The sequence below is a fragment of the Paracoccus lutimaris genome (genome assembly GCF_003337565.1).
Taxonomy (GTDB): domain Bacteria; phylum Pseudomonadota; class Alphaproteobacteria; order Rhodobacterales; family Rhodobacteraceae; genus Paracoccus; species Paracoccus lutimaris.
The window spans coordinates 377,096-397,327 of record NZ_QPJL01000001.1 but is presented as its reverse complement, the minus strand read 5'-3'; the positions used below and the strand labels follow the sequence as shown (position 1 = coordinate 397,327).

Genomic DNA, 20,232 nt, shown 5'->3' with positions numbered 1-20,232 from the left:
CGCAAGAAATTTCTTGCGTCAAGAGTTCATATATGGATAGTATATTCATATAAGGACTGACGCAACGAACCGGGGGAGGGTTCCGATGCGGCTGATCGATGCGCATTGCCATTTCTGGCGGCTGTCGCGGGGGGATTATGGCTGGCTGACGGGCGATGGCGCATCGCTGGCCCCGATCCGGCGCGATTTCCTGCCGGCGGACTATCCCGGCGATGCGCGGCTGATCGTCGTGCAGGCCGCCCCGACCTTGGCCGAGACCGATTTCCTGCTGGCTTTGGCCAGCCGCCAGCCGCGTATCGCGGGCGTGGTGGGCTGGGTTGATCTGGCGGCGCCGGATGCGGTCGCGCAGCTGTGCCAGCGCGCCGCCAATCCGCATTTCAAGGGCGTCCGCCCGATGCTGCAGGACATGGCCGACACCGACTGGCTGGCGCGTGAGGCCCGGCCCGACGCGCTGGCGGCCTTGCAGGATCTGGGGCTGCGGCTGGATGCGCTGGTGACGGCGCGCCACCTGCCGATGCTGGCGGGCTTTGCGGCGGCCCATCCCGATCTGCCGCTGGTGATCGATCACGCGGCGAAGCCCCAGCCGGGGGCGCAGGCGGAATGGGCGGCAGGGATGCGGGCGCTGGCCGCGATCCCGCATGTCCATTGCAAGCTGTCGGGGCTGATGACCGAGCTTGCCGTTGAGGATCTGCGCGATCCCTTGCCGGTCCTGCAGGACATCATGGGCCAGCTTCTGGACTGGTTCGGGGCGGAGAGGCTGATCTGGGGCAGCGACTGGCCGGTACTGACGCTGGCCGCCTCGTATGAGGACTGGCTTGAGCTGAGCGAATCGCTGCTGGAATATCTTGGCGCGGGCGAACGCGCGGCGATCCTGCACGGGAATGCCGCGCGCTTTTACGGGGTTGCGGCATGAGCGAACTGGTCCGGATGCAGTCTGTCGACAAGCGCTTCCCCGGCGTTCACGCGCTGAAGGCGGTGGATTTCGATCTGCGCCCCGGCGAGGTTCACGCGTTGATGGGCGAAAACGGCGCCGGGAAATCGACGCTGATGAAATGCCTTTCGGGCGTCTATCAGCCCGATGGCGGCCGTATCCTGATCGACGGGGCCGAGGTGGCCCTGCCCACGCCCAAGGCTGCGAAGGATCTGGGCATCGGCATCATCCATCAGGAACTGGCCCTGATGCGCGACCTGACCGTGGCGCAGAACATCTGGATCGGGCGCGAGCCGCGCCTGTCCTTTGGCCGCATCGACGAGGCGCGCCAGAATGCCGATGCGGCCGCGATCTTTCAGGCGATGAACGTGGCGATGGACCCGCGCGCGCCGGTCTCGGGCCTGACCATCGCCCGCCAGCAGATGGTCGAGATCGCCAAGGCGCTGTCCTATCGCTCGCGCGTGCTGATCATGGACGAGCCCACCGCCGCGCTGAACGACAGCGAGATCGCCGAGCTGTTCACCATCATCCGCAAGCTGCGTGCCGAGGGCGTCGGCATCATCTATATCAGCCACAAGATGGACGAGATCCGCCAGATCTCGGACCGGGTGACGGTGATGCGCGACGGCGCCTATGTCGGCACCGTCGAGGCGGCGGATACGCCGATTTCCGCGATCATCTCGATGATGGTCGGGCGCGAACTGAGCGACGAGGCCGTGCGCATCCCCGACCTGTCCGGAGCCGAAACCGCGCTTGAGGTGCGCGCCCTCAGCCGGGGCCGCGAATTGAAGGAGATCAGCTTCAGCCTGAAAAAAGGCGAGATCCTGGGCTTTGCCGGGCTGATGGGGGCAGGGCGGACGGAACTGGCGCGGGCGATCTTTGGCGCCGAGCCGCCCGAGCGGGGCGAGATCCGCGTCCATGGCAAGCCGGTCACGATCCGCACGCCCTCGGACGCGGTGCGCGCGGGGATCGGCTATCTGTCCGAGGATCGCAAGCATTACGGGCTGGCGCTGGGGATGGATGTGCGCGCCAATATCGCGCTGGCCAGCCTGCCGCGATATGCCGACCGGCTGGGCCGCATCGACGAGCCGCAACTGGCCGGGATCGCCCGCGACTATATCGCCAGGCTCAGCATCCGCACCCCCGACGACCGGCAAGAGGTGCGGCTGCTGTCGGGCGGCAACCAGCAAAAGGTGGTGATCGCGAAATGGCTTTTGCGCGATTGCGACATCCTGATCTTTGACGAGCCGACGCGCGGCATCGACGTGGGCGCCAAGGCGGAAATCTATCGGCTGCTGAACGATCTGGCCGCCGCGGGCAAGGCGATCATCGTGATCTCCAGCGAGTTGCCCGAGGTGGTGCGCCTGTCGCATCGCATCGCGGTCATGTGCGAGGGGCGACTGACCGGCATCCTGCCGGGCGGCGCCAGTCAGGAACAGATCATGGCCTTGGCCACGGCACGCGAGGGCATGACCGTCGAATGAGCGAGCGGGGAAAAGTGATGAGCATCAAGGAAACCCGTCGCGGCGGGGCGCAGCAAAAGCTCTGGGCATTCGCCAGCCTGATCGTGCTGGTCGCGGGGTTCTCGCTGGCCAGCCCGAATTTCTTTCAGGTCTCGAATATCATGGCGATCCTGCAGGCCACCTCGGTCAACGGCGTGCTGGCGGTGGGAGTGACGCTGATCATCATCACCGGGGGGATCGACCTGTCCATCGGCACGCTGATGACATTCTGCGCGGTGATGACCGGGGTGGTGCTGACCTGGGCCGGGATGCCGCTGTTGCTGGGGGTCCTGACCTCGATCGCGACCGGGGCGCTTTGCGGGCTGATCTCGGGGACCTTCGTTGCCAAGATGAAGATCCCGCCCTTTATCGCCACGCTGGGCATGATGCTGATGCTGAAGGGCCTGTCGCTGATCGTGACCGGCACCAAGCCGATCTATTTCAACGACACGCCCGGGTTTTCGGAAATCGCCCAAGGCTCGCTGATCGGCCGGATCGTGCCGGCATTCCCGGTCCCGAACGGGGTGCTGATCCTGTTCATCGTCTCGGCTGCGGTGGCGTGGATCCTGGGGCGCACGGTGCTGGGGCGCTATACCTTTGCCCTTGGCTCGAACGAAGAGGCCGTGCGGCTGTCGGGCGTCAATACCGACGCCTGGAAAATGGCGATCTATGCGCTGGCGGGCGGGATCTGCGGCATCGCCGGCCTGCTGATCGCCAGCCGCCTGAACTCGGCCCAGCCGGCGCTTGGCCTTGGCTATGAGCTTGAGGCGATCGCCGCGGTGGTGATCGGCGGCACCAGCCTTGCCGGCGGGCGCGGCACCATTCTGGGCACGCTGATCGGGGCACTGATCATGTCGGTGCTGACCAACGGGCTGCGGGTCATGTCGGTCGCGCCGGAATGGCAGACCGTGGTGACCGGCGCCATCATCGTGGCCGCCGTCTATGCCGACCAGCTGCGCCGGGGAAGGGCGGGCTGAGCGGGGGACGACGGGACGACAGACTGAAAAGACGTGAACATAAAGGGAGGAAAATCATGTTCACCAGAAGAACCCTGTTTGGCGCGGTTGCCGCGCTGGCGCTGATCGGTCCCGGTTCGGGGGCGTTTGCGCAGGACAAGATGCTTGTGCCGCTGATCTCCAAGGGCTTCCAGCACCAGTTCTGGCAGGCGGTGAAGGCCGGGGCCGACAAGGCCGGCGCGGAACTGGGCGTCACCGTCACCTTCGAGGGGCCGGATAACGAAACCCAGGTCGACAAGCAGATGGACATGCTGGCGGCGGCTCTGGCCAACAAGCCCGTCGCCATCGGCTTTGCCGCGCTGGACAGCCAGGCGGCGATCCCGCTGCTGCGTCAGGCGCAAGAGGCCAAGATCCCGGTCATCGCCTTTGACTCGGGCGTGGACAGCGACATTCCGGTGGCGCTGGCCTCGACCGACAACGTCGCCGCAGCCGCCCTTGCCGCCGACAAGATGGCGGAACTGATCGGCGATGCGGGCAAGGTCGCGGTCGTGGCCCACGACCAGACCTCGCGCACCGGGGTCGACCGCCGCGACGGCTTCGTCAACCGCATGAAAGAGGCCCATTCCGGCATCGAGGTCGTGGCCATCGAATATGGCGGCGGCGACCACCTGAAATCGACCGAGATCACCAAGGCGCTGCTGGCCGCCCATCCCGATCTGAAGGGCATCTTCGGCACCAATGAGGGCTCGGCCATCGGCGTGGTGAACGGGGTGCGCGAGCTGGGCAGCAAGGGCATCACCATCGTCGGCTATGATTCCGGCAAGGCCCAGACCGACGCGATCCGCGAAGGGCTGATGGCTGGCGCGATCACCCAGAACCCGGTCGGCATCGGCTATGAGACCGTCAAGGCCGCTGTCGCCGCCGCCAAGGGCGAAGCCGTCAGCGCCAATATCGACACCGGTTTCTACTGGTATGACAAGTCGAATATCGACGCGCCGGAAATCGCCGCCGTCCTCTACGAGTGACCGATATCACTGCCGGGGGCCGCGTCCTGTGGCCCCCGGACCTGACCGCCGATCAAGCAGAAAGCAGAAAAGGGGCGCGCATGACACTGAACGGGCTGACCATCACCGGGCTGCGCACGGTCGATGTGCGCTTTCCGACCAGCCAGCATCTGGACGGCTCGGATGCAATGAACCCGGACCCGGATTATTCGGCCGCCTATCTGGTGCTGGAAACCGATGGCGGGCTTGAAGGGCACGGCCTGACCTTTACCATCGGGCGCGGCAATGAAATCTGCATTGCGGCCATTCAGGCGCTGCGGCCGCTGGTCGTCGGGCTGACGCTGGACTGGATCGCCGCCGATATGGGCCGGTTCTGGCGGCATGTGACCAGCGACAGCCAGCTGCGCTGGATCGGCCCCGACAAGGGCGCGATCCATCTGGCCACCGGCGCCGTGGTCAATGCGGCATGGGATCTGTGGGCCAAGGCGGCGGGCAAGCCGGTCTGGCAGCTGGTCGCCGACATGTCGCCCGAGGAGCTCGTGCGTTGCATCGACTTCCGCTATCTGACCGATTGCATCACCCCCGAATGGGCGCTGGATTTCCTGACCCGGCAGGCGCAGGACAAACCCGCGCGCATCGCCACACTGAAGGCCGAGGGCTATCCCTGCTATACCACCTCGGCGGGCTGGCTGGGCTATGACGATGCCAAGCTGCGCCGCCTGTCCCGCGAGGCGGTCGATGCGGGTTTCCGCCACATCAAGATGAAGGTCGGCCGCGATCTGGATGACGATATCCGCCGCCTGACCATCGCCCGCGACGAGGTCGGACCGGACGTCAAGCTGATGATCGACGCCAACCAGGTCTGGGAGGTGGATCAGGCCATCGACTGGGTCCGCAGGCTTTCCTTTGTGAAGCCGTGGTTCATCGAAGAGCCGACCAGCCCCGACGACATCGCCGGCCATCGCAAGATACGCGCCGGCGTCGCCCCGGTGCAGGTCGCGACCGGCGAGATGTGCCAGAACCGGATCATGTTCAAACAGTTCATCATGGAAAGCGCCATCGATGTCGTGCAGATCGACGCCTGCCGTCTGGGCGGCCTGAACGAGGTCCTGGCGGTGATGCTGATGGCGGCGAAACATGACCTGAAAGTCTGTCCGCATGCCGGGGGCGTGGGTCTTTGCGAATATGTCCAGCACATGTCGATGATCGACTATCTGTGTATCGCCGGCACGCGCGAGGGCCGGGTGATCGAATATGTCGATCACCTGCACGAGCATTTCCTTGACCCCTGCACGATCCGCGATGCCGCCTATATGCCGCCCGAAATGCCCGGCTTTTCCATCGAGATGCGGCCGGAAAGCCTGGAAACCTATCGCTTTCGGGGTGCCTGATGGACCTGCATCTGCAAGGCAAGGTGGTGATCGTGACCGGCGGCGCCTCGGGGATCGGGGCGGGCATCACCGAGCTTTTGGCCGAAGAGGGCGCGCGCCCGGTGGTGATCGCGCGCCGTGCGCCCGACCCGGACTGGCTGACGCGGCATGGCGCCGATTTCGTCATGGCGGAGCTGTCGGATGACCGGGCCTGCACCGAGGCGGTGGCGCAGATCCGCGCCCGGCACGGCGCCATTCACGGGCTGGTCAACAATGCGGGCGCCAATGACGGGGTCGGGCTCGACAAGGGGCCAGAGGCCTTTCGCGCCAGCCTGAACCAGAACCTCGTCCATTATTACACCATGGTGCACCTGCTGCGCGACGATCTGCGCCGGACCCGCGGCGCCATCGTCAATATCAGCTCGAAAACCGCGCTGACCGGGCAGGGGGGCACCTCGGCCTATGTGGCGGCCAAGGCGGCGCAGCTGGGCCTGACCCGCGAATGGGCGGCCGAATTCCTGCCCGACGGCATCCGCGTCAACGCCATCGTCGTGGCCGAGGTGATGACGCCGCTGTATCGCCGTTGGCTGGACACGATGGAAAACCCCGAGGCCGCGCTGGCGCGCATCACCGCCCGCATTCCCCTGGGCCAGCGCATGACCACCGCGCGCGAGATCGCCGATTGCTGCGCATTCCTGCTGTCGGACCGCGCCAGCCACATGACCGGCCAATGGCTGTTTCCCGATGGTGGCTATACCCATCTCGATCGCGCTATCATCCATCCGGAACACCATGGGGGCTAAAACATGCTGAAGGGAATCGACCCGCTGATCAGCCCGGACCTGCTGCAGGTTCTGGCGCGCATGGGGCATGGCGACACGATCGCCATTGTCGATGCGAACTTTCCTGCGGCCTCGGTCGGCAGCCGCACGGTCCATGGCCAGCCGCTGCGCATCGATTGCAGCGTGCCGCGCGCCGTGCAGGCGGTGCTGTCCCTGATGCCCATCGACGGGTTTGAGCCGGATTCGGTCGTGAGCATGCAGGTGGTGGGCGATGCCGAGGCCATCCCCGAGGTCGTGGCCGAGGCCCGCCCGCTTTTCGCCGCCGAAGGTCACGGCACCACCGGCGTCGAGCGGTTCGAATTCTATCGTCTGGCCGGCGCCGCCTTCGTGATCCTGCACACGACCGAAACCCGGCTTTACGGCAATTTCATCATCCGCAAGGGCGTGGTCGAGCTTTCCGGCTGACTGCCGGAACACGGCATCAGCGGCGGGCGAGGCGAGGGGCCGCGCAAGATGGCCCTTGCGGTTCCCGGCTCCTGGCCCCGTTTCGGGGGCGGTCTCAGCCCATGCCCAGCGGGTCCTGCCGCTTTCGGGCGCGATTGGCGTCGATGCGCGCGCTGGCGATGGCGATCAGTCCCCAGCTCAGGCAATAGCTGCCGCCGGCCAGCAGCACGAACCAGCCCGGAATCGGCCCGATGGCCGCGCGCTCGAGCAGCTCGCCGACCGAGGAGACCGAGGTCGGATGCACCATCAGCTTGCCCATATAGGCGGCGGTCTGGATCAGCAGGATCCAGAAATAGTTGCGCCGGATCCGGCGCCCGACCGCCGTCCACATGCTGACGTGATAACGCGGATGCAGATAGTCGTCGGCCAGCCGATCCTGCCAGTGCTGGTCCAGATGCAGGTCGCCGTCGCGCAGCAGGGGCGCCACGAAATGCAGCTCGATCCAGCGGCAGCGGGCACGCCAGACGTTGAAGTAACGATAGCGGCGCGCCTCGAGCATCAGGAAGAAGATGATCAGGATGCCGACCAGCACCAGCGGCAGAGGCGAGGCCTGCGGCGAGGAATAGGTGATCGACAGCGCCACGCCCAGCGTCACCACCGACCAGTTGGTGGTGGTGTCGAGCCGCGTGCGCCAGATGGTCGAGCGATAGACCTCGCCCCGGTAAAGATGCGCCATCACGCCCAACTCGGCTGAATCGAGCTGCTTGCGCTCTGTCGCCGGCCTGTCCATCGGCTCCCCTCCTGCCCTTGGGAAAGCTTGCACCCTTGGCGGGCCTTTCGCAAGCCGTACAAAGGCTTGGGCTGATCGGGCATCGGGCCGCGCCTGGCGAGCCGCCCCCGGTATCAGTGGAAGTCGCGCGATTTTGGCAGGATGCGGACCTGGCGCGGATGCGTGCGCCGGGGCGCGGGCAGGCCGGCGGCGCGGTTCCCTTCGGGCAGCGTCGCGGGCACCTCGCCCGAAAGGCGCAGCAGCGCCTCCGAACGGTCGCCAAGCCAGGTCGCGACGATATGGGTCACGCCCTCGGCGCGCTGCAGATGGCCCCTGACCTCAAGCAGGCGGGCCGACATGACCTCCTTGCGGAAGGCGCGGAAGGTCTTTTCCCAGATCACCAGATTGGCGACGCCGGTCTCATCCTCCAGCGTGACGAAGCAGACGCCCTTGGCGCTGCCGGGGCGTTGGCGGATCAGGACGATCCCGGCCATGCGCAGGGCCGCAGCCTGGGGCAGGCGGGCCAGGTCCGTCGCCGCGACATAGCCCTGTGCGCTCATGCTGGCGCGAAGAAAGCGCATGGGATGGGCTTTCAGGGACAGGCGCAGGGTCTGGTAATCGGCGGCGACATGTTCGCAAAGCGGCATGGCGGGCAGGGGGACGGCCGGCTCGCCGCCTTCGTCGCGGGCACCAAAGAGCGGCAGGTCGGGGGCATCGCGCAATGCGCGCGCCTGCCACAGCCCCGCCCGCCGGTCCAGCCCCAGCGAGCGCAGCGCATCCGCCGCCGCGATCAGCCGGATGCTTCGCGCATCCAGCCGCGCGCGGGATTTCAGATCGGCCAGATCGGCAAAGGGCGCATCGCGCGCATCCGTCAGCCGCGCTGACGCGGCGCCGGACAGGCCCTCGATCTGGCGCAGGCCCAGCCGCAGGGCAAAGGTGCCGTCGCAGGGCTCAAGCGTATTGTCGCGCTGGCTGATGCCGACATCGACCGGCAGCACGGTCACGCCATGTTCGCGCGCGTCCCGCACGATCTGGGCCGGAGCGTAAAAGCCCATCGGCTGGCTGTTCAGCAGCGCCGCTGCGAAGGCGGCCGGATAATGGCATTTCAGCCAGGCCGAGACATAGGCCAGATGCGCGAATGCCGCCGCATGGCTTTCGGGAAAGCCGTATTCGCCAAAGCCCTTGATCTGGTCAAAGCAGCGCTGCGCGAATTCCGGCTCGTAGCCGCGCTCGACCATGCGTCCGACCATCAGGCTTTCCAGCTGGCCGATGGTTCCGCGCGACCGGAAGGTGGCCATGGCCTTGCGCAGCATGTTCGCCTCGGCCGAGGAAAAGCGCGCGGCGACCATGGCGATCTTCATCGCCTGTTCCTGAAAGATCGGCACGCCCAGGGTGCGGTTCAGGATGTTTTTCAGCTCATCGGGATCGCCGTCGCGGGGCGAGGGGTAATCGACCGTCTCGATGCCCGCGCGGCGGCGCAGATAGGGATGGACCATGTCGCCCTGGATCGGGCCGGGGCGGACGATGGCGACCTGAATGACCAGATCGTAAAACACCTTGGGCCGCAGCCGTGGCAGCATGTTCATCTGCGCCCGGCTTTCGACCTGAAACGTGCCGATGCTGTCGCCCTTTTGCAGCATGGCATAGGTCGCCGGGCAATCGGCCGGGATATCGGCCAACGTCAGGGCCGGACCGTAATGGCTGCGGATCAGCTCAAAGCATTTGCGGATGCAGGTCAGCATCCCCAGCGCCAGCACATCGACCTTGAGGATCTTCAGCTCGTCGATATCGTCCTTGTCCCATTCGATGAAGCTGCGATCGGCCATGGCGCCATTGCCGATGGGCACGGTCCGGGTCAGCGCCCCCTCGGTCAGGATGAAGCCGCCGACATGCTGCGACAGGTGCCGCGGCATGCCGATCATTTCCTGCGCCAGCCGGATCGTGCGCGCCAGATGCGGATCGCTCATGTCCAGCCCCGCCTGTCCGGTATCGGCGGCCTTCATGCTGTCGCCCCAGCTGCCCCAGACGGTATCGGCCAGCGCCGAGGTGACATCCTCGGACAGGCCCATGACCTTGCCCACCTCGCGGATGGCGCTGCGGGGACGGTAATGGATCACCGTCGCGCAAAGCCCGGCGCGGTGGCGGCCATAGCGGTCATAGATGTGCTGGATGACCTCCTCGCGGCGCTCATGCTCGAAATCGACATCGATATCGGGGGGCTCGTCGCGGTCCTCGCTGATGAAGCGCTCGAACAGCAGCTCATGGGTGTTGGGATCGACCGGGGTGATGCCCAGCACATAGCAGACCGCCGAATTCGCCGCCGAGCCGCGCCCCTGATACAGGATGCCCTGAGCCTCGGCAAAGCGCACGATCTGGTGGATGGTCAGGAAATATTGCGCGATCTTCTTGCGGCGGATCAGCGCGAGCTCTCGCCGGATCGTGGCCGCAACCTTGTCGGGCACGCCTTGCGGATAGCGCCATGCCGCCCCTTCCCAGCTGAGCCTGGTCAGATGGCGCTGGGGCGTGCTGCCCCTGGGCACGCTTTCGCGGGGATATTCATAGCTGAGTTCGTCCAGCGAAAAGCGGCAGTCATCGGCGATCTGGCGCGTGGCGCGGATGGCATGGGGCCAGTCGGCAAAGAGGCGCAGCATTTCGGCGGGCGGCTTCAGGTGCCGCTCGGCATTGGCGGCCAGGCGCAGGCCGGCCCGCGCGATGGTCGTGCCTTCGCGAATGCAGGTCATCACGTCCTGCAGCGGGCGGCGTTCGGGGGTGTGGTAATGCACGTCATTGATGGCGATAATCGACAGGCCCGCGGCCCGTGCCGCCCGGTCCAGACGGTTGATCCGTGCCCGGTCGTCACCTCGGTAAAGCCAGCTTGCCGCGACATGGCTCAACTGGGGCAGGCGGGCGGCAAGCTCGGGCAGGGGCGCCAGATTTTCGCCCGGCAGCCAGATCAGCCGCAAGCCTTCTGCATGGGCAGCAAGGTCATCAAGCCCAAGGTCGCAGATGCCCTTTTTCTGCCAACCGCCATCCAGATCCTGCCGTCGCCCTTTTGAGATCAGCGCCGTAAGCCGTCCGTAAGCCGCGCGATCGGTTGGATAGGCCAGAAATGCCGTGCCATCCTTGAGCACGATCCGCGCCCCGATCAGCGGGCGCAGGCCCAGCTTTCTGGCCGCCGCATGCAGCCGCACCACCCCGGCCAGGCTGTTCAGGTCGGCAATTCCCAGCGCGTCATAGCCAAGCGCCTGCGCCGCCAGCGCCAGCTCATGCGGATGCGAGGCACCATGCAGAAAGCTGAAGGCGCTGGTCACCGCCAGTTCGACATATTCCGCGCGCGGGTTTGGCGCCGGATGCTCGGGCAGGGTCAGGGGGGTGCGGGGATGATGGTCGGGCATCAGGCAAAGATCCCGTGCAGGAACCAGCGCGGGGCGCCGCCGCGGCCGTCATGGACCAGCCCCTCGCGATAGATCCAGAGCCGCAGCCCGCTGGGGTCCTCGACGCGGAAATAATCGCGCAGCCGGGTGCCGGGCCGGTCGCGCCACCATTCGGGCGCGATGCGTTCCGGCCCGGCATGGCGGGCGACGCGCAGGGTCTGGCGGCGCCAGATGAACTGCGCCGGCGGCCCCTCGGGGATGGCGTAAAGGACACGGATTTCCTCGGGTGGGGTCAGCAGGCGCAGGGGGCGGTCGGGGCGTGGCGGCGGCGCGGGCCGGGTGGCCAGCGGCGGGGCGGGGGTCTCGGCGCGTTCGGGGACATGGCTTTCCTGCGGCTCGGGACGGCTGAGGGCATGGGCGCCGAACCGCGCCGTCAGCCGGTCTACCAGCCGCGCCAGCTCCAGTGCCTCGGCGCGGCTGCCGTCAAGACCGGGCTGGGCCTGTGCCAGCGGCTCGACCGCCTCGGCGCTCAGCCGGATCAGGTCAAAGCCATAGCCGGGGTCCAGCCGCTCGAGCTTGCCGTCGAAAAGCCGCAGAAGATGCCCGGCCTCGCGCGAGGGGGCGGCCATGGCGGCGCGGATGTCGCGCCGCTCGCCATCGACGCGGAAGACCGAAAGACAAAGCCGCCGGCAGCCGCGATCTGCCGCCGCCATCCGGGCGCAAAGATCGCCGATCAGCCCGGGCAGCCAGTCCGTCGGGTCCATCACCGGCTCGGCCAGCCGCGCCTCGGCCAGAAATTCGGGTTCGGGTTCGGGTGCGTCCAGCGGTTCGGCCAGATGCCCCAGCGCCTGATCCAGCCGCAGAAGCGGGTTGTCGGCCGGGATCATGCGGGCAAAGCGGCGCATCAGCGACAGGCGCGGGATCGCCGCCAGATCGCCGATGGTCTTCAGCCCCAGCCGGCGCAGCAGCAGCAGGGTCTCGTCCGAAAGCCGCAGCCCCGCGACCGGCAGGGGCGCCAGCGCGGGCAAGGGCGCGCCGGAGCAGATCGCGCGTTCCGGCCCCAGCCGCGCCATGGCCCATGCCGCGCCACGCGTCGGCGCCAGCGCCAGCCGCGCGGCATGGCCGGCAAGCGCCAGGCGGGTCTGGATATCGGCAAGCATCCCGGCTTCGCCGCCGAAAAGATGCGCGGCCCCGGTCGTGTCCAGCACGATGCCGTCATCGCCATCCGGCGCGCTGTAAGGCCCCCAGCGCCGCGCCCAGAAGGCCAGCCGCGACAGCAATGCCGCATCGCCCGCCGGCTCGGCATCCGTGACTCGCAGATCGGGGCAGATGGCGCGGATATCGGTGACGCGTGCCCGAAGCCGCGCCCCGGCTGCAAGGGCGGCGCGGTTCGCGGCATGGATCACCGGGCCATGCGGGCCGGGCGTGGCCAGGGCCAGCGGTGCCTCTTCGGGCCAGGGATCACCCCGCGCGGCGGCGCGGCGCTGCCAGCTCTCGATCGCCAGATGCGGCAACCAGATCGAGACGATCCGCCGCCCGGTCATGGCGTGCCTCCCAGATGGCGGGGCGCACGTCGCGGGCCCGGAACAGCTCGGCTCGCCAGCGCGGATCCCCCGGCGCCTGCGGATCGTCCGGATCGGGGGCCGAGGACAGGGCGGTCAGCCGCCAGCGCATCCGCGCCGCGCTGGCATCCGGGCGGGCAGCATGGCGGATCAGCCAGCAGGGAATGCCCGCCGTCTCGGCGCGCAGGGCAAGGCGGCGGCTGGCGGTGAAATCCAGCGCGCGGGGGCTGCCATGGATCTCGCCGACCACGGCGGCCAGGGCAGGACTGGCCAGCCCGTCCTCGAGCGCGCTCAGCACGTCCGCCGCGCGCACAAGGTCCAGCCGCAGCATCTCGCGGCCCATGCCGGGCAGGAAGGGGGCGCCGGTCTCGATCCGGCTCAGCCGGTCCTGCGCCCAGAGGATGCGCCCCGGCGGCAGGGCGGCACGCACGAATCCGGGCGCCGCCCCGTCCAGAGGCCGGGTGCCAAAGGCTTCGGACAGGATCGGTGCCGCCAGTTGCGGCGCGGCAGGGACCGGCGCCCGTCCGAAAGGCGCCACCCCCGACAGGAAAGGGCGAGCGGACATGGATCAGCCTGAATGTTCTTTATTTGTTCTTATTCTCGGCGGCGCAGATTGTCAATCAGAGCCATATGTCCGATTTGCGGGACGGCCGCGATCTTACGAAAGGATGATGGCCCGCGAAGGACCGGCCGGCAGCGGCGGCACTTCCGAAATGTGACGGGATGCGCAGCCTCAGCCGCGCATCCCGCAATTCATACCGATCATGCCGGCCCGCTCAGTCGAGCGAGACCTGGAACTCGTCCGTGGGCAGGGTGCGCATGAAGCGCTCGGCGATCTGTGAGATGACGATCTGCGGACGGAGCCGCTCGATCAGGTCGAAATCCAGATTGGCGGACCAGACGAAATGCACATCGCGATAGGTTTCGGCCAGCATGGCCGTCAGCAGATGCGGACGGAACTCGCTGTAGGAATCGCCAAAGAGCAGCAGGGTCTCGGGGCGCGCGTCGGGGCTGTCATTGCGCAGATGGACATGGCAGCCGACGAAACGCGGCTTGCCCTCGCGAAAGCCGGTCTGCTCGTTATAGCGCACCGGCTCGTTTTCGGAGACGCGTTGGGCATCGCGCTTGACGATGGTGAAGCGCGCCTCTTCCTGAAGCGGCGGCGCAAGCTTCTGGCCCAGATCCATGGACATCAGCTTGCCGCCGCTCTTGCGGTCCGAGAAGTCGCGGGGCGTGGCCCCCAGGATGGCGCAGAGCCGGCGATAGGCCACCTGGCAGCCAAACGAATTCCAGTGGCTGTCGGTCCGGTAGAAGACCGGCGCCTCTTTCCCGGCCTCGCGCAGATCAGAAAGGATGTCGATATTCAGCCCGTCGCCCGGCAGGCGCGCGGCGATGAGGCTTGCCGGATGGCGGTCGAAATTCGGCAGCGGCACGCCCGCCATGTCGGGCAGCAGCGACAGCTTGTCGGGCACCGTCATATGCCGGTAGGTCGCGCCAAGCGCCTCGATCCGGTCCCGGCGCGCGGTCAGCAGATCGACCCAGTCCTGCACGTCCTTGTCGGTGAAGTAATCCGGCTCGGTGTAATAGCGATGTACCTCGTTCGAGCCGTCCCAGAGAAACAGCCAGTCATCCTTGCCGACCAGCACGCCATTCTCGGTCCGGACGCTGGTGTCCGGGGCGCTTTTGGCGGCGAGCTCTTGCATCCTTGCGCCGCCGCCATGGTCGGAGCTGCCGGTGGGCATGGCGACCGGGGCGGGTTTGGCTGCCGCAGCCGCCTTGACCAGATCGGCATTGCGGTTCCGCAGCCCGGTCAGGTTGCAGAAGGAATTGTAATTGGCGCCGAAGATCTTGTTCAGCCTGGCGATCGTTGCCGGCTCAAGCGGCAGGCCGCTCTTGTCGCCCTGATGGCTGTATTTGCGCTGGTTGAACCCTTCGCTGCGGATCGGATCGACGCCGACATGCCGGAAGACCCGCTCCATGGTTTCCTGCGGCTGCTGCGACAGGTCGTCATTGTCCACGACCATGAAGCGGTCGCCGAAAACCTTCCTGTAGTTGTGGGCCTTGCGGAAATAGAGGCTGAAATCGATGCATTGCATCAGATAGAAATCGATGGGGTTGATCTGGCCAAGCGCCAGTTCCAGATCCCGCGAGAAGAATTCGTCGGCGGACATTTCCTGCAGCGCCGGGATTTTGTTGACCTTGCGGAAATGGTTGAAATGCGAGACCGCGCGCTCGACCGGATCGCGGGCCAGCATGATGACCCGCGCGTCGGGGTTGTAGCTCTCGATCCGGGCCGGCAGGCCCATGCTGGTGGCCATGTCGAAATAGGTGGGGCTGGCATCAAGATAATGCTGGCCGGCGGGCAGGTCCTTGAAATGGTCGTGATACCAGTCAAGCCCCTTGGTCTCGAACAATGTGAAGTAATGGATTTCCTTCTTGGTCCCGGCATGAATTTCCGGGTGCAAGGCCATGAATTCATGCAGGACCGTGGTCCCGCCCTTCATCGTGCCGACGATGAAGATATCGGGCCGGTTCACGGGCGTGGTTTCCGTCATGGGGGTCGCCTTTCCTTTCCGGCTCTCGGTTTCGGGCGCGGTTTCGCGCTGTACGCCGAATTGCTGCTCGAGCTCGGCGATATAGGCGGCGCTGCGGTGGTCGCGCTGCGGGTCCGCCCCGATCAGCGCGCGCGCCTTGCGCTGCATGGCGATGATCTCGTCCAGTTGGAGGGCATTGAAATTCGAGATGGTGACGCTGGACTGATGGCGGCGGTGATAGTTCTTCGACAGCGCCGAATAGGCGATGTCGCCCTTGGCCAGAAGGTTCAGATAAACCGCCCAGTCGCCGGCAAAGCGCAGCCCCTCGATTTCCTCGCGATGCGCGGCAAAGACCGCGCGCAGCGCGTCCGTCCGCATCACCACCGCCGAAGCGTTCAGGATGGTGTTTTTCAGGAACAGCGCCTGTTCGATCTCGGCCTGGCCCGAGGCGAGGTAATTGCGATCCCATTTTCCGGGTGCGACGCCATTGGTGTAATAGCGGTAATCGGCGGCCAGCGGGTTGCCCTTGCCGTCGATCTGCGCCGATTCACAATAGGACAGCACCACGCCCGGCGCCTCGAAGCCGCGCATGACCGTGGACAGGAAGTCCGGCGCGGCCAGATCGTCGGCCTCGGCGATCCAGATGTAATCGCCGCGCGCCAGCTCCAGCCCCTTTTGCCATTGCTTGAAGACATTGCCGGAATTGGCCCGTCCCGGCACGAAGCGGATCGGTGCCGGGCTGGATGCGGCGATCTCGGCGATGATCTCGGGGCTGCGGTCGGTCGAGCAATCGTCCAGAACGATGATCTCCAGGATCGGCATGTCCTGTGCCGCGACGCTTTCGATGCGGTCGCGGATATAGTCCTGATAGTTGTAGCTGGGAACGATGACCGAGATCCGCGGCACCGGCTTGCCGCCCAGCTTCAGAAGGTCAAAGGCATATTCGGTAAAGCTGGTCTCGTCGGCGATATGGCGGGCGGCGGCAGCTACCATCGCCTCGCGCGCGGGGGCATCGACAAGCAGATTTGCGGCGGCCTCGGCCATGGCCTGCGGATTTTCGGCGGTGACGGCCACCGCCAGACCGCGCGCGGCCAGATCCTCGGAGCCGGTGACGCCCGCGAACATGACCACTGGCAGCTCTGCCGCCATCGCCTCCAGCACGACCGAAGGATAGGGGTCCTCGCGCGAGGTCAGCAGGAAGAGATCGGCGGCCGCATAGAAGCGCGCCGGATCGGGCTGGCGGCCGGGGAAGCGGACGTGATCCGCGACGCCCAGCTGTTTCGCCAGCGCCGCGACACGCGGCAGCTCGTCACGGTCGGCATGGCCGATCCAGATCGCCTCGGCGGGGATGCCGGCCTTGCGCATTTCGGCCAGGGCCTGCACGAACAGATCGGCGCCCTTGCGGTGATCGATATAGCCCACGCCCAGAACCAGCGGCGCGCCGGCCGGGATCGCATATTCGGCGCGTAGCGCGTCGCGGGCGACCGGGTCGCGGGGCGCCGGGCGCAGATAAAGACCCTGCGGGCGCAGCGCGGGACGGGTCACGGCCTGTCCCAGCGCCTCTTCAAACTGCGCCTGCACGATGCGGGCCGGAAAGACCAGCGGCGCGTCAGCCACCGCCAGGGCCTGCATCTGCCGCTTGAGGTCCATCTGCGCATAGACCGAGCGCATCTCGTGGATCAGCGCCACCGGGCTGTAGCCGGCTTCTTGCAGCAAGGGCGCGACGCTGCCCGAAACGGTGGTGTTGACCACCGCGACCTCGCCATGTTCCGAGCGTAGTCCGCGCAGCAGCCGCAGCGCCTCGTCGCGCTTGCTGGCCAGATCGGGCAGCTGCGCGACCTGCGCCACTTCGGCATAGTCCTTGACCAGCGAGCCGCCATCCAGCAGCACGATCTTGACCGTCAGCCCGGCCTGCCGGTAGCTGCGCGCCAGATTCAGCAGCAAAAGCTGCGCGCCATGCGGATGCGCGTCATGGCCGATCAGCGTGACATGCCTGGGCGTGGCATGCGGGTCCAGCGCATCGCGGGTGGTTTCGAGCCACGCATAGCCAAAACGGGTGTCGGGCTCGAGATGCGCGCCCTCGGCCCATTCGTTCCAGGCGTTGCAGAAGATGATGCGCTCATCCGGGGTCGGCGCGTCGGCCAGCGTCCGGGTGATCGCATTGCCAAGCCAGGTCGCATATTCGCCGGGCGTGTTGTTGAGAAAGATCGCGCCGCCCTTCTTGCGCCGCGCGGTATTGTCCCAGGCCGGGCAGACCGAGCGGATCAGCCGGTAATCTGGCTGCGGATAGTCGCGGCTGCGATCGACATAGAAATTCCAGTCATAGACGATGCCGTTGAATTCCGGGTCCAGCCCCTCGATCCGGTCGGTCAGCACCGTGGGCGAGGCGTTGTTCGGCGGAAACTCGATCGCGGCGTCGAAACCATAGACCCTGGGATCGGCCAGTTCGAAGGACTGGGTATAGGCCAGATAGATCTCGCCGATGCCGTTCTGCCGGCACCAGTTGCGCCAGCGCCCGGCGGTCGCGGCCGCATCGGGCAGGGCGCTCGGGCGATAGACCAGCACCAGGGGCTTGCCATTGATGCGGATATAGCGCGGGTCGCGCAGATAGGGGCCCAGCTCGGCGATGAAGGCCAGATCATCCGCGGGCGAATGTTTCTGGCCCATGATGATTTCGGAATCCTTGCCGTCCCAGCGCCGGGTCCAGTTCTCATTGGCCCAGCAGACACAGAAGGGGAAATCCAGTTCCGGGTTGTTCAGCCAGTTCTCGACCGGCTTTTCCAGCAGCCGCTTGCCGCCGAACCAGTACCAGTAAAAACAGAAGCCGCCGAGGCCATAAAGCTTGGCCAGCTCGATCTGGCGCTTTTGCGCCTCGATGTCGGTCAGGTCGTAATAGCCCAGGTCCAGCGGTTCATGCGGCTGGTAATGCCCGGGAAACATCGGCTTGGCGGGCCGCACATTGGTCCATTCGGTAAAGCCCTTGCCCCACCATGCGTCGTTTTCGGGAATGGCGTGGAACTGCGGCAGGTAAAAGGCGATCAGCCGCGCCATCGGATCGGTCAGATCGGTCTGGATCCGGCGGGGCACGAAATGATTGGCCGTGTCCACCTCGACCCGGTTGCCGGCCGCCGAGGCGCGGCTTTCGGTCGCGGATTGCGTGGCCGAGCGGAAACGGTCGGCTGATTGCGCGGGCCTGGCGCTCTTGGCCTGCGCCGGCGCGGGCATTTCGAAGCGCACGACCTGAACGGCCTGCCATTGCTGGTAAAGCGCGGTCGAGCCGAACATCCGGCGCCCCAGCGACGAGGAAAAGAGCCGGTTCTTCCACTGGACGCGTTTGCTGGTCGAGATCGGCAGCAGGCGCCAGATGGCCAGCGCGATGCCGCGGGCGATGCCGCGAAGCAGGCGCAGCACCTTGCGGACCGCGCGCCCGAAGAAGCGCAGCGGCCGGGTGATCCGCCACGAACTGCTGCCATAGACCTCGCGCAGCATGTTGGTCAGATTGTCGATTTCGGCCAGACGGTCCTTGACGCCCTGGGCGTAATGGCCCGACTCGATCTGCTTGGCGCGCAGGGCTTCGCGCAGTCGCTCGGCCTCGGCCTGGCGATCCGCCGCGACCGTGGCAAGATCGGCGGCGTCGGTGCGAAGCTCCAGCAGGTCCTGCTCGGTCCGGGTCAGCTTTGCCGTGGCCGCCTCGAAATCGCGGCCCAGTTCGGTGAGCGTCTCGCCAAGCCGCGTGGCCTCGGCCTCGGCCGCGCTGCGGGCGGTTTCGCTGCTTGCCACGCGAAGCTCAAGCCCGCTGCGCGCCTCATTCGCGGCGACAAGCATGTTCTGGCGCTCGGCGACCTGCGATCTGAGATCGCTGATGAACAGATCGTTCTTCTGGTTTAGCTCAGAAACGATGTTATGCAGCTCCCAGATGCCCTGAAGGTTGTGCTGCAGATCGGTGTTGCGGTCGATCAGGCGGGCATTTTCCTGCTTTTGCGTCTCGGCCTCGGTGCTGGCGGCGGCGAGCGCGGCGCGGGTGTCGCGGATCGCGGGCTGGGTCAGTTCGACCAGCTCCTCGAACTGCGCCGAGACGGCATCCATCGTGGCCATGGCCCCGGCATCGGCGGGATCTATGGCGAAGCTCTCGCAGGCCTCCAGCACGCGCAGCGCCAGACCGCGCGCATATGCGGTCTTCTCAAGGTCCTCGGAGGTCCATTTGTTGTGGCGCGCGCCGCGGACGATGGCCTTGTCCGCCTCGGGGGCGATCCGGTCCAGATTGCGCGGCCAGTCGATGCCCAGATCCTTGGACATGCGCTGGAAGTTCCCGCGCCAGTCGTCAAACAGCGCCTCATAGGCGATGAAGCTGCGCTTGCAGCCGCGGCTGTCGCGTTCGGCATCGATGCTGTGGCGCAACCACAGCAGCACCCCCTCGCGCAGGCTGATGCCGTCGCGGGCCAGAAGCGAGCCGGCGACCTCAAGCGGGTTGCGATAGGGAACGACGATCAGCGGCTCGATATCATCGGCGCGCAGCGCGCGCAGGATCGGCGGCAGCAGGCGGCAGGTGCGCGGTTCTTTCAGGACCAGCAGCGCCTCGTCGCCCAGTTCCTTCTGCACGAAGCGCCGCAGATCCGAGACATAGGTGGCGATCACATCGCCCGGCGCGGCCTCAAGGTCGATCCGCGACCATTCGTCCCAGGCCTTGCCCAGATCGCGCAGCAGCCTGTCGTCGCGATCAATCATCCATGTCGATTCGAAATGGCCGAATTCATTGCCCGGATTCGCACCCAGCAGCTCGCTCGGAAGCTTGGCGCCGGCAATGCTGAGAAGCTGTGTCACCACACTGGTTCCTGAACGATGCATCCCCAGAACCAGCAGGCACTGACGGGTGGTTTTCACCTTTTTCGGGGCTCTGGAACGTTTTGTGGCCAATGTATTTCTCGCTGCTCGGGACGGGAGAGTGCTAATCTCTCTGTTCCCGCCGTGCAAGCCGCGATCACCCGCATCGGCAGGCATTCCCGC

General features: G+C 66.5%; 12 protein-coding genes. 7 read left to right on the top strand and 5 right to left on the bottom strand.

The window, feature by feature from the left end:
• Nucleotides 1-85 precede the first annotated feature (85 nt).
• The 7 genes from DFP89_RS01830 to DFP89_RS01800 all read left to right on the top strand — a co-directional run bounded on the left by DFP89_RS01830 (nucleotide 86) and on the right by DFP89_RS01800 (nucleotide 7,010).
• Nucleotides 86-913, top strand: a complete 828-nt coding sequence (locus tag DFP89_RS01830; RefSeq protein WP_114347664.1) for an amidohydrolase family protein — start codon at nucleotides 86-88, stop codon at nucleotides 911-913.
• Nucleotides 910-2,415 (top strand): sugar ABC transporter ATP-binding protein, encoded by a 1,506-nt coding sequence (locus tag DFP89_RS01825; RefSeq protein WP_114347663.1) that lies wholly within the window; start codon nucleotides 910-912, stop codon nucleotides 2,413-2,415. Before DFP89_RS01830 ends, DFP89_RS01825 begins: the two co-directional genes overlap by 4 nt.
• Before the next feature lie 17 nt (nucleotides 2,416-2,432).
• Entirely contained in the window at nucleotides 2,433-3,410 is a 978-nt protein-coding gene (locus tag DFP89_RS01820) for an ABC transporter permease (RefSeq protein ID WP_245948565.1), read from the top strand.
• A 56-nt stretch (nucleotides 3,411-3,466) separates the two neighbouring features.
• Nucleotides 3,467-4,414 carry an ABC transporter substrate-binding protein gene (locus DFP89_RS01815; RefSeq protein ID WP_114347661.1) on the top strand — a complete coding sequence of 316 codons (948 nt, stop codon included), beginning with the start codon at nucleotides 3,467-3,469 and terminating at the stop codon, nucleotides 4,412-4,414.
• Nucleotides 4,415-4,494: 80 nt separating this feature from the next.
• Nucleotides 4,495-5,784 (top strand): L-fuconate dehydratase, encoded by a 1,290-nt coding sequence (locus DFP89_RS01810; RefSeq protein ID WP_114347808.1) that lies wholly within the window; start codon nucleotides 4,495-4,497, stop codon nucleotides 5,782-5,784.
• Nucleotides 5,784-6,566 carry an L-fucose dehydrogenase gene (locus tag DFP89_RS01805; protein ID WP_114347660.1) on the top strand — a complete coding sequence of 261 codons (783 nt, stop codon included), beginning with the start codon at nucleotides 5,784-5,786 and terminating at the stop codon, nucleotides 6,564-6,566. Before DFP89_RS01810 ends, DFP89_RS01805 begins: the two co-directional genes overlap by 1 nt.
• 3 nt (nucleotides 6,567-6,569) lie before the next feature.
• The gene (locus DFP89_RS01800) at nucleotides 6,570-7,010 is read left to right on the top strand and encodes an RbsD/FucU family protein (RefSeq protein ID WP_114347659.1); all 441 of its coding nucleotides are present in this window, start codon (nucleotides 6,570-6,572) and stop codon (nucleotides 7,008-7,010) included.
• A 94-nt stretch (nucleotides 7,011-7,104) separates the two neighbouring features.
• Here DFP89_RS01800 and DFP89_RS01795 read toward each other — a convergent pair whose 3' ends face one another.
• From DFP89_RS01795 to DFP89_RS01775, 5 genes are all read right to left on the bottom strand, one after another.
• Nucleotides 7,105-7,779 carry a DUF2270 domain-containing protein gene (locus DFP89_RS01795; RefSeq protein ID WP_114347658.1) on the bottom strand — a complete coding sequence of 225 codons (675 nt, stop codon included), beginning with the start codon at nucleotides 7,777-7,779 and terminating at the stop codon, nucleotides 7,105-7,107.
• Nucleotides 7,780-7,892: 113 nt separating this feature from the next.
• Nucleotides 7,893-11,153 carry an error-prone DNA polymerase gene (locus DFP89_RS01790; protein ID WP_114347657.1) on the bottom strand — a complete coding sequence of 1,087 codons (3,261 nt, stop codon included), beginning with the start codon at nucleotides 11,151-11,153 and terminating at the stop codon, nucleotides 7,893-7,895.
• Nucleotides 11,153-12,676, bottom strand: coding sequence for a Y-family DNA polymerase (locus tag DFP89_RS01785; protein ID WP_114347656.1), 1,524 nt, complete (start codon nucleotides 12,674-12,676; stop codon nucleotides 11,153-11,155). Before DFP89_RS01785 ends, DFP89_RS01790 begins: the two co-directional genes overlap by 1 nt.
• A complete protein-coding gene (locus tag DFP89_RS01780) occupies nucleotides 12,594-13,259 on the bottom strand; it encodes a hypothetical protein (RefSeq protein ID WP_114347655.1) in 666 nt (221 codons plus the stop codon). Before DFP89_RS01780 ends, DFP89_RS01785 begins: the two co-directional genes overlap by 83 nt.
• Before the next feature lie 211 nt (nucleotides 13,260-13,470).
• On the bottom strand, nucleotides 13,471-20,049 hold the full coding sequence (locus tag DFP89_RS01775) for a glycoside hydrolase family 99-like domain-containing protein (RefSeq protein ID WP_114347654.1): 6,579 nt from the start codon (nucleotides 20,047-20,049) through the stop codon (nucleotides 13,471-13,473).
• Nucleotides 20,050-20,232 lie beyond the last annotated feature (183 nt).

Coding starts and splice junctions, on each gene's coding strand:
- DFP89_RS01830 (WP_114347664.1), top strand. CDS start 86: ATGCGGCTGATCGATGCGCATTGCCATTTCTGGCGGCTGTCGCGGGGG.
- DFP89_RS01810 (WP_114347808.1), top strand. CDS start 4,495: ATGACACTGAACGGGCTGACCATCACCGGGCTGCGCACGGTCGATGTG.
- DFP89_RS01805 (WP_114347660.1), top strand. CDS start 5,784: ATGGACCTGCATCTGCAAGGCAAGGTGGTGATCGTGACCGGCGGCGCC.
- DFP89_RS01790 (WP_114347657.1), bottom strand. CDS start 11,153: ATGCCCGACCATCATCCCCGCACCCCCCTGACCCTGCCCGAGCATCCG.
- DFP89_RS01785 (WP_114347656.1), bottom strand. CDS start 12,676: ATGACCGGGCGGCGGATCGTCTCGATCTGGTTGCCGCATCTGGCGATC.
- DFP89_RS01780 (WP_114347655.1), bottom strand. CDS start 13,259: ATGTCCGCTCGCCCTTTCCTGTCGGGGGTGGCGCCTTTCGGACGGGCG.
- DFP89_RS01800 (WP_114347659.1), top strand. CDS start 6,570: ATGCTGAAGGGAATCGACCCGCTGATCAGCCCGGACCTGCTGCAGGTT.
- DFP89_RS01825 (WP_114347663.1), top strand. CDS start 910: ATGAGCGAACTGGTCCGGATGCAGTCTGTCGACAAGCGCTTCCCCGGC.
- DFP89_RS01815 (WP_114347661.1), top strand. CDS start 3,467: ATGTTCACCAGAAGAACCCTGTTTGGCGCGGTTGCCGCGCTGGCGCTG.
- DFP89_RS01820 (WP_245948565.1), top strand. CDS start 2,433: ATGAGCATCAAGGAAACCCGTCGCGGCGGGGCGCAGCAAAAGCTCTGG.
- DFP89_RS01795 (WP_114347658.1), bottom strand. CDS start 7,779: ATGGACAGGCCGGCGACAGAGCGCAAGCAGCTCGATTCAGCCGAGTTG.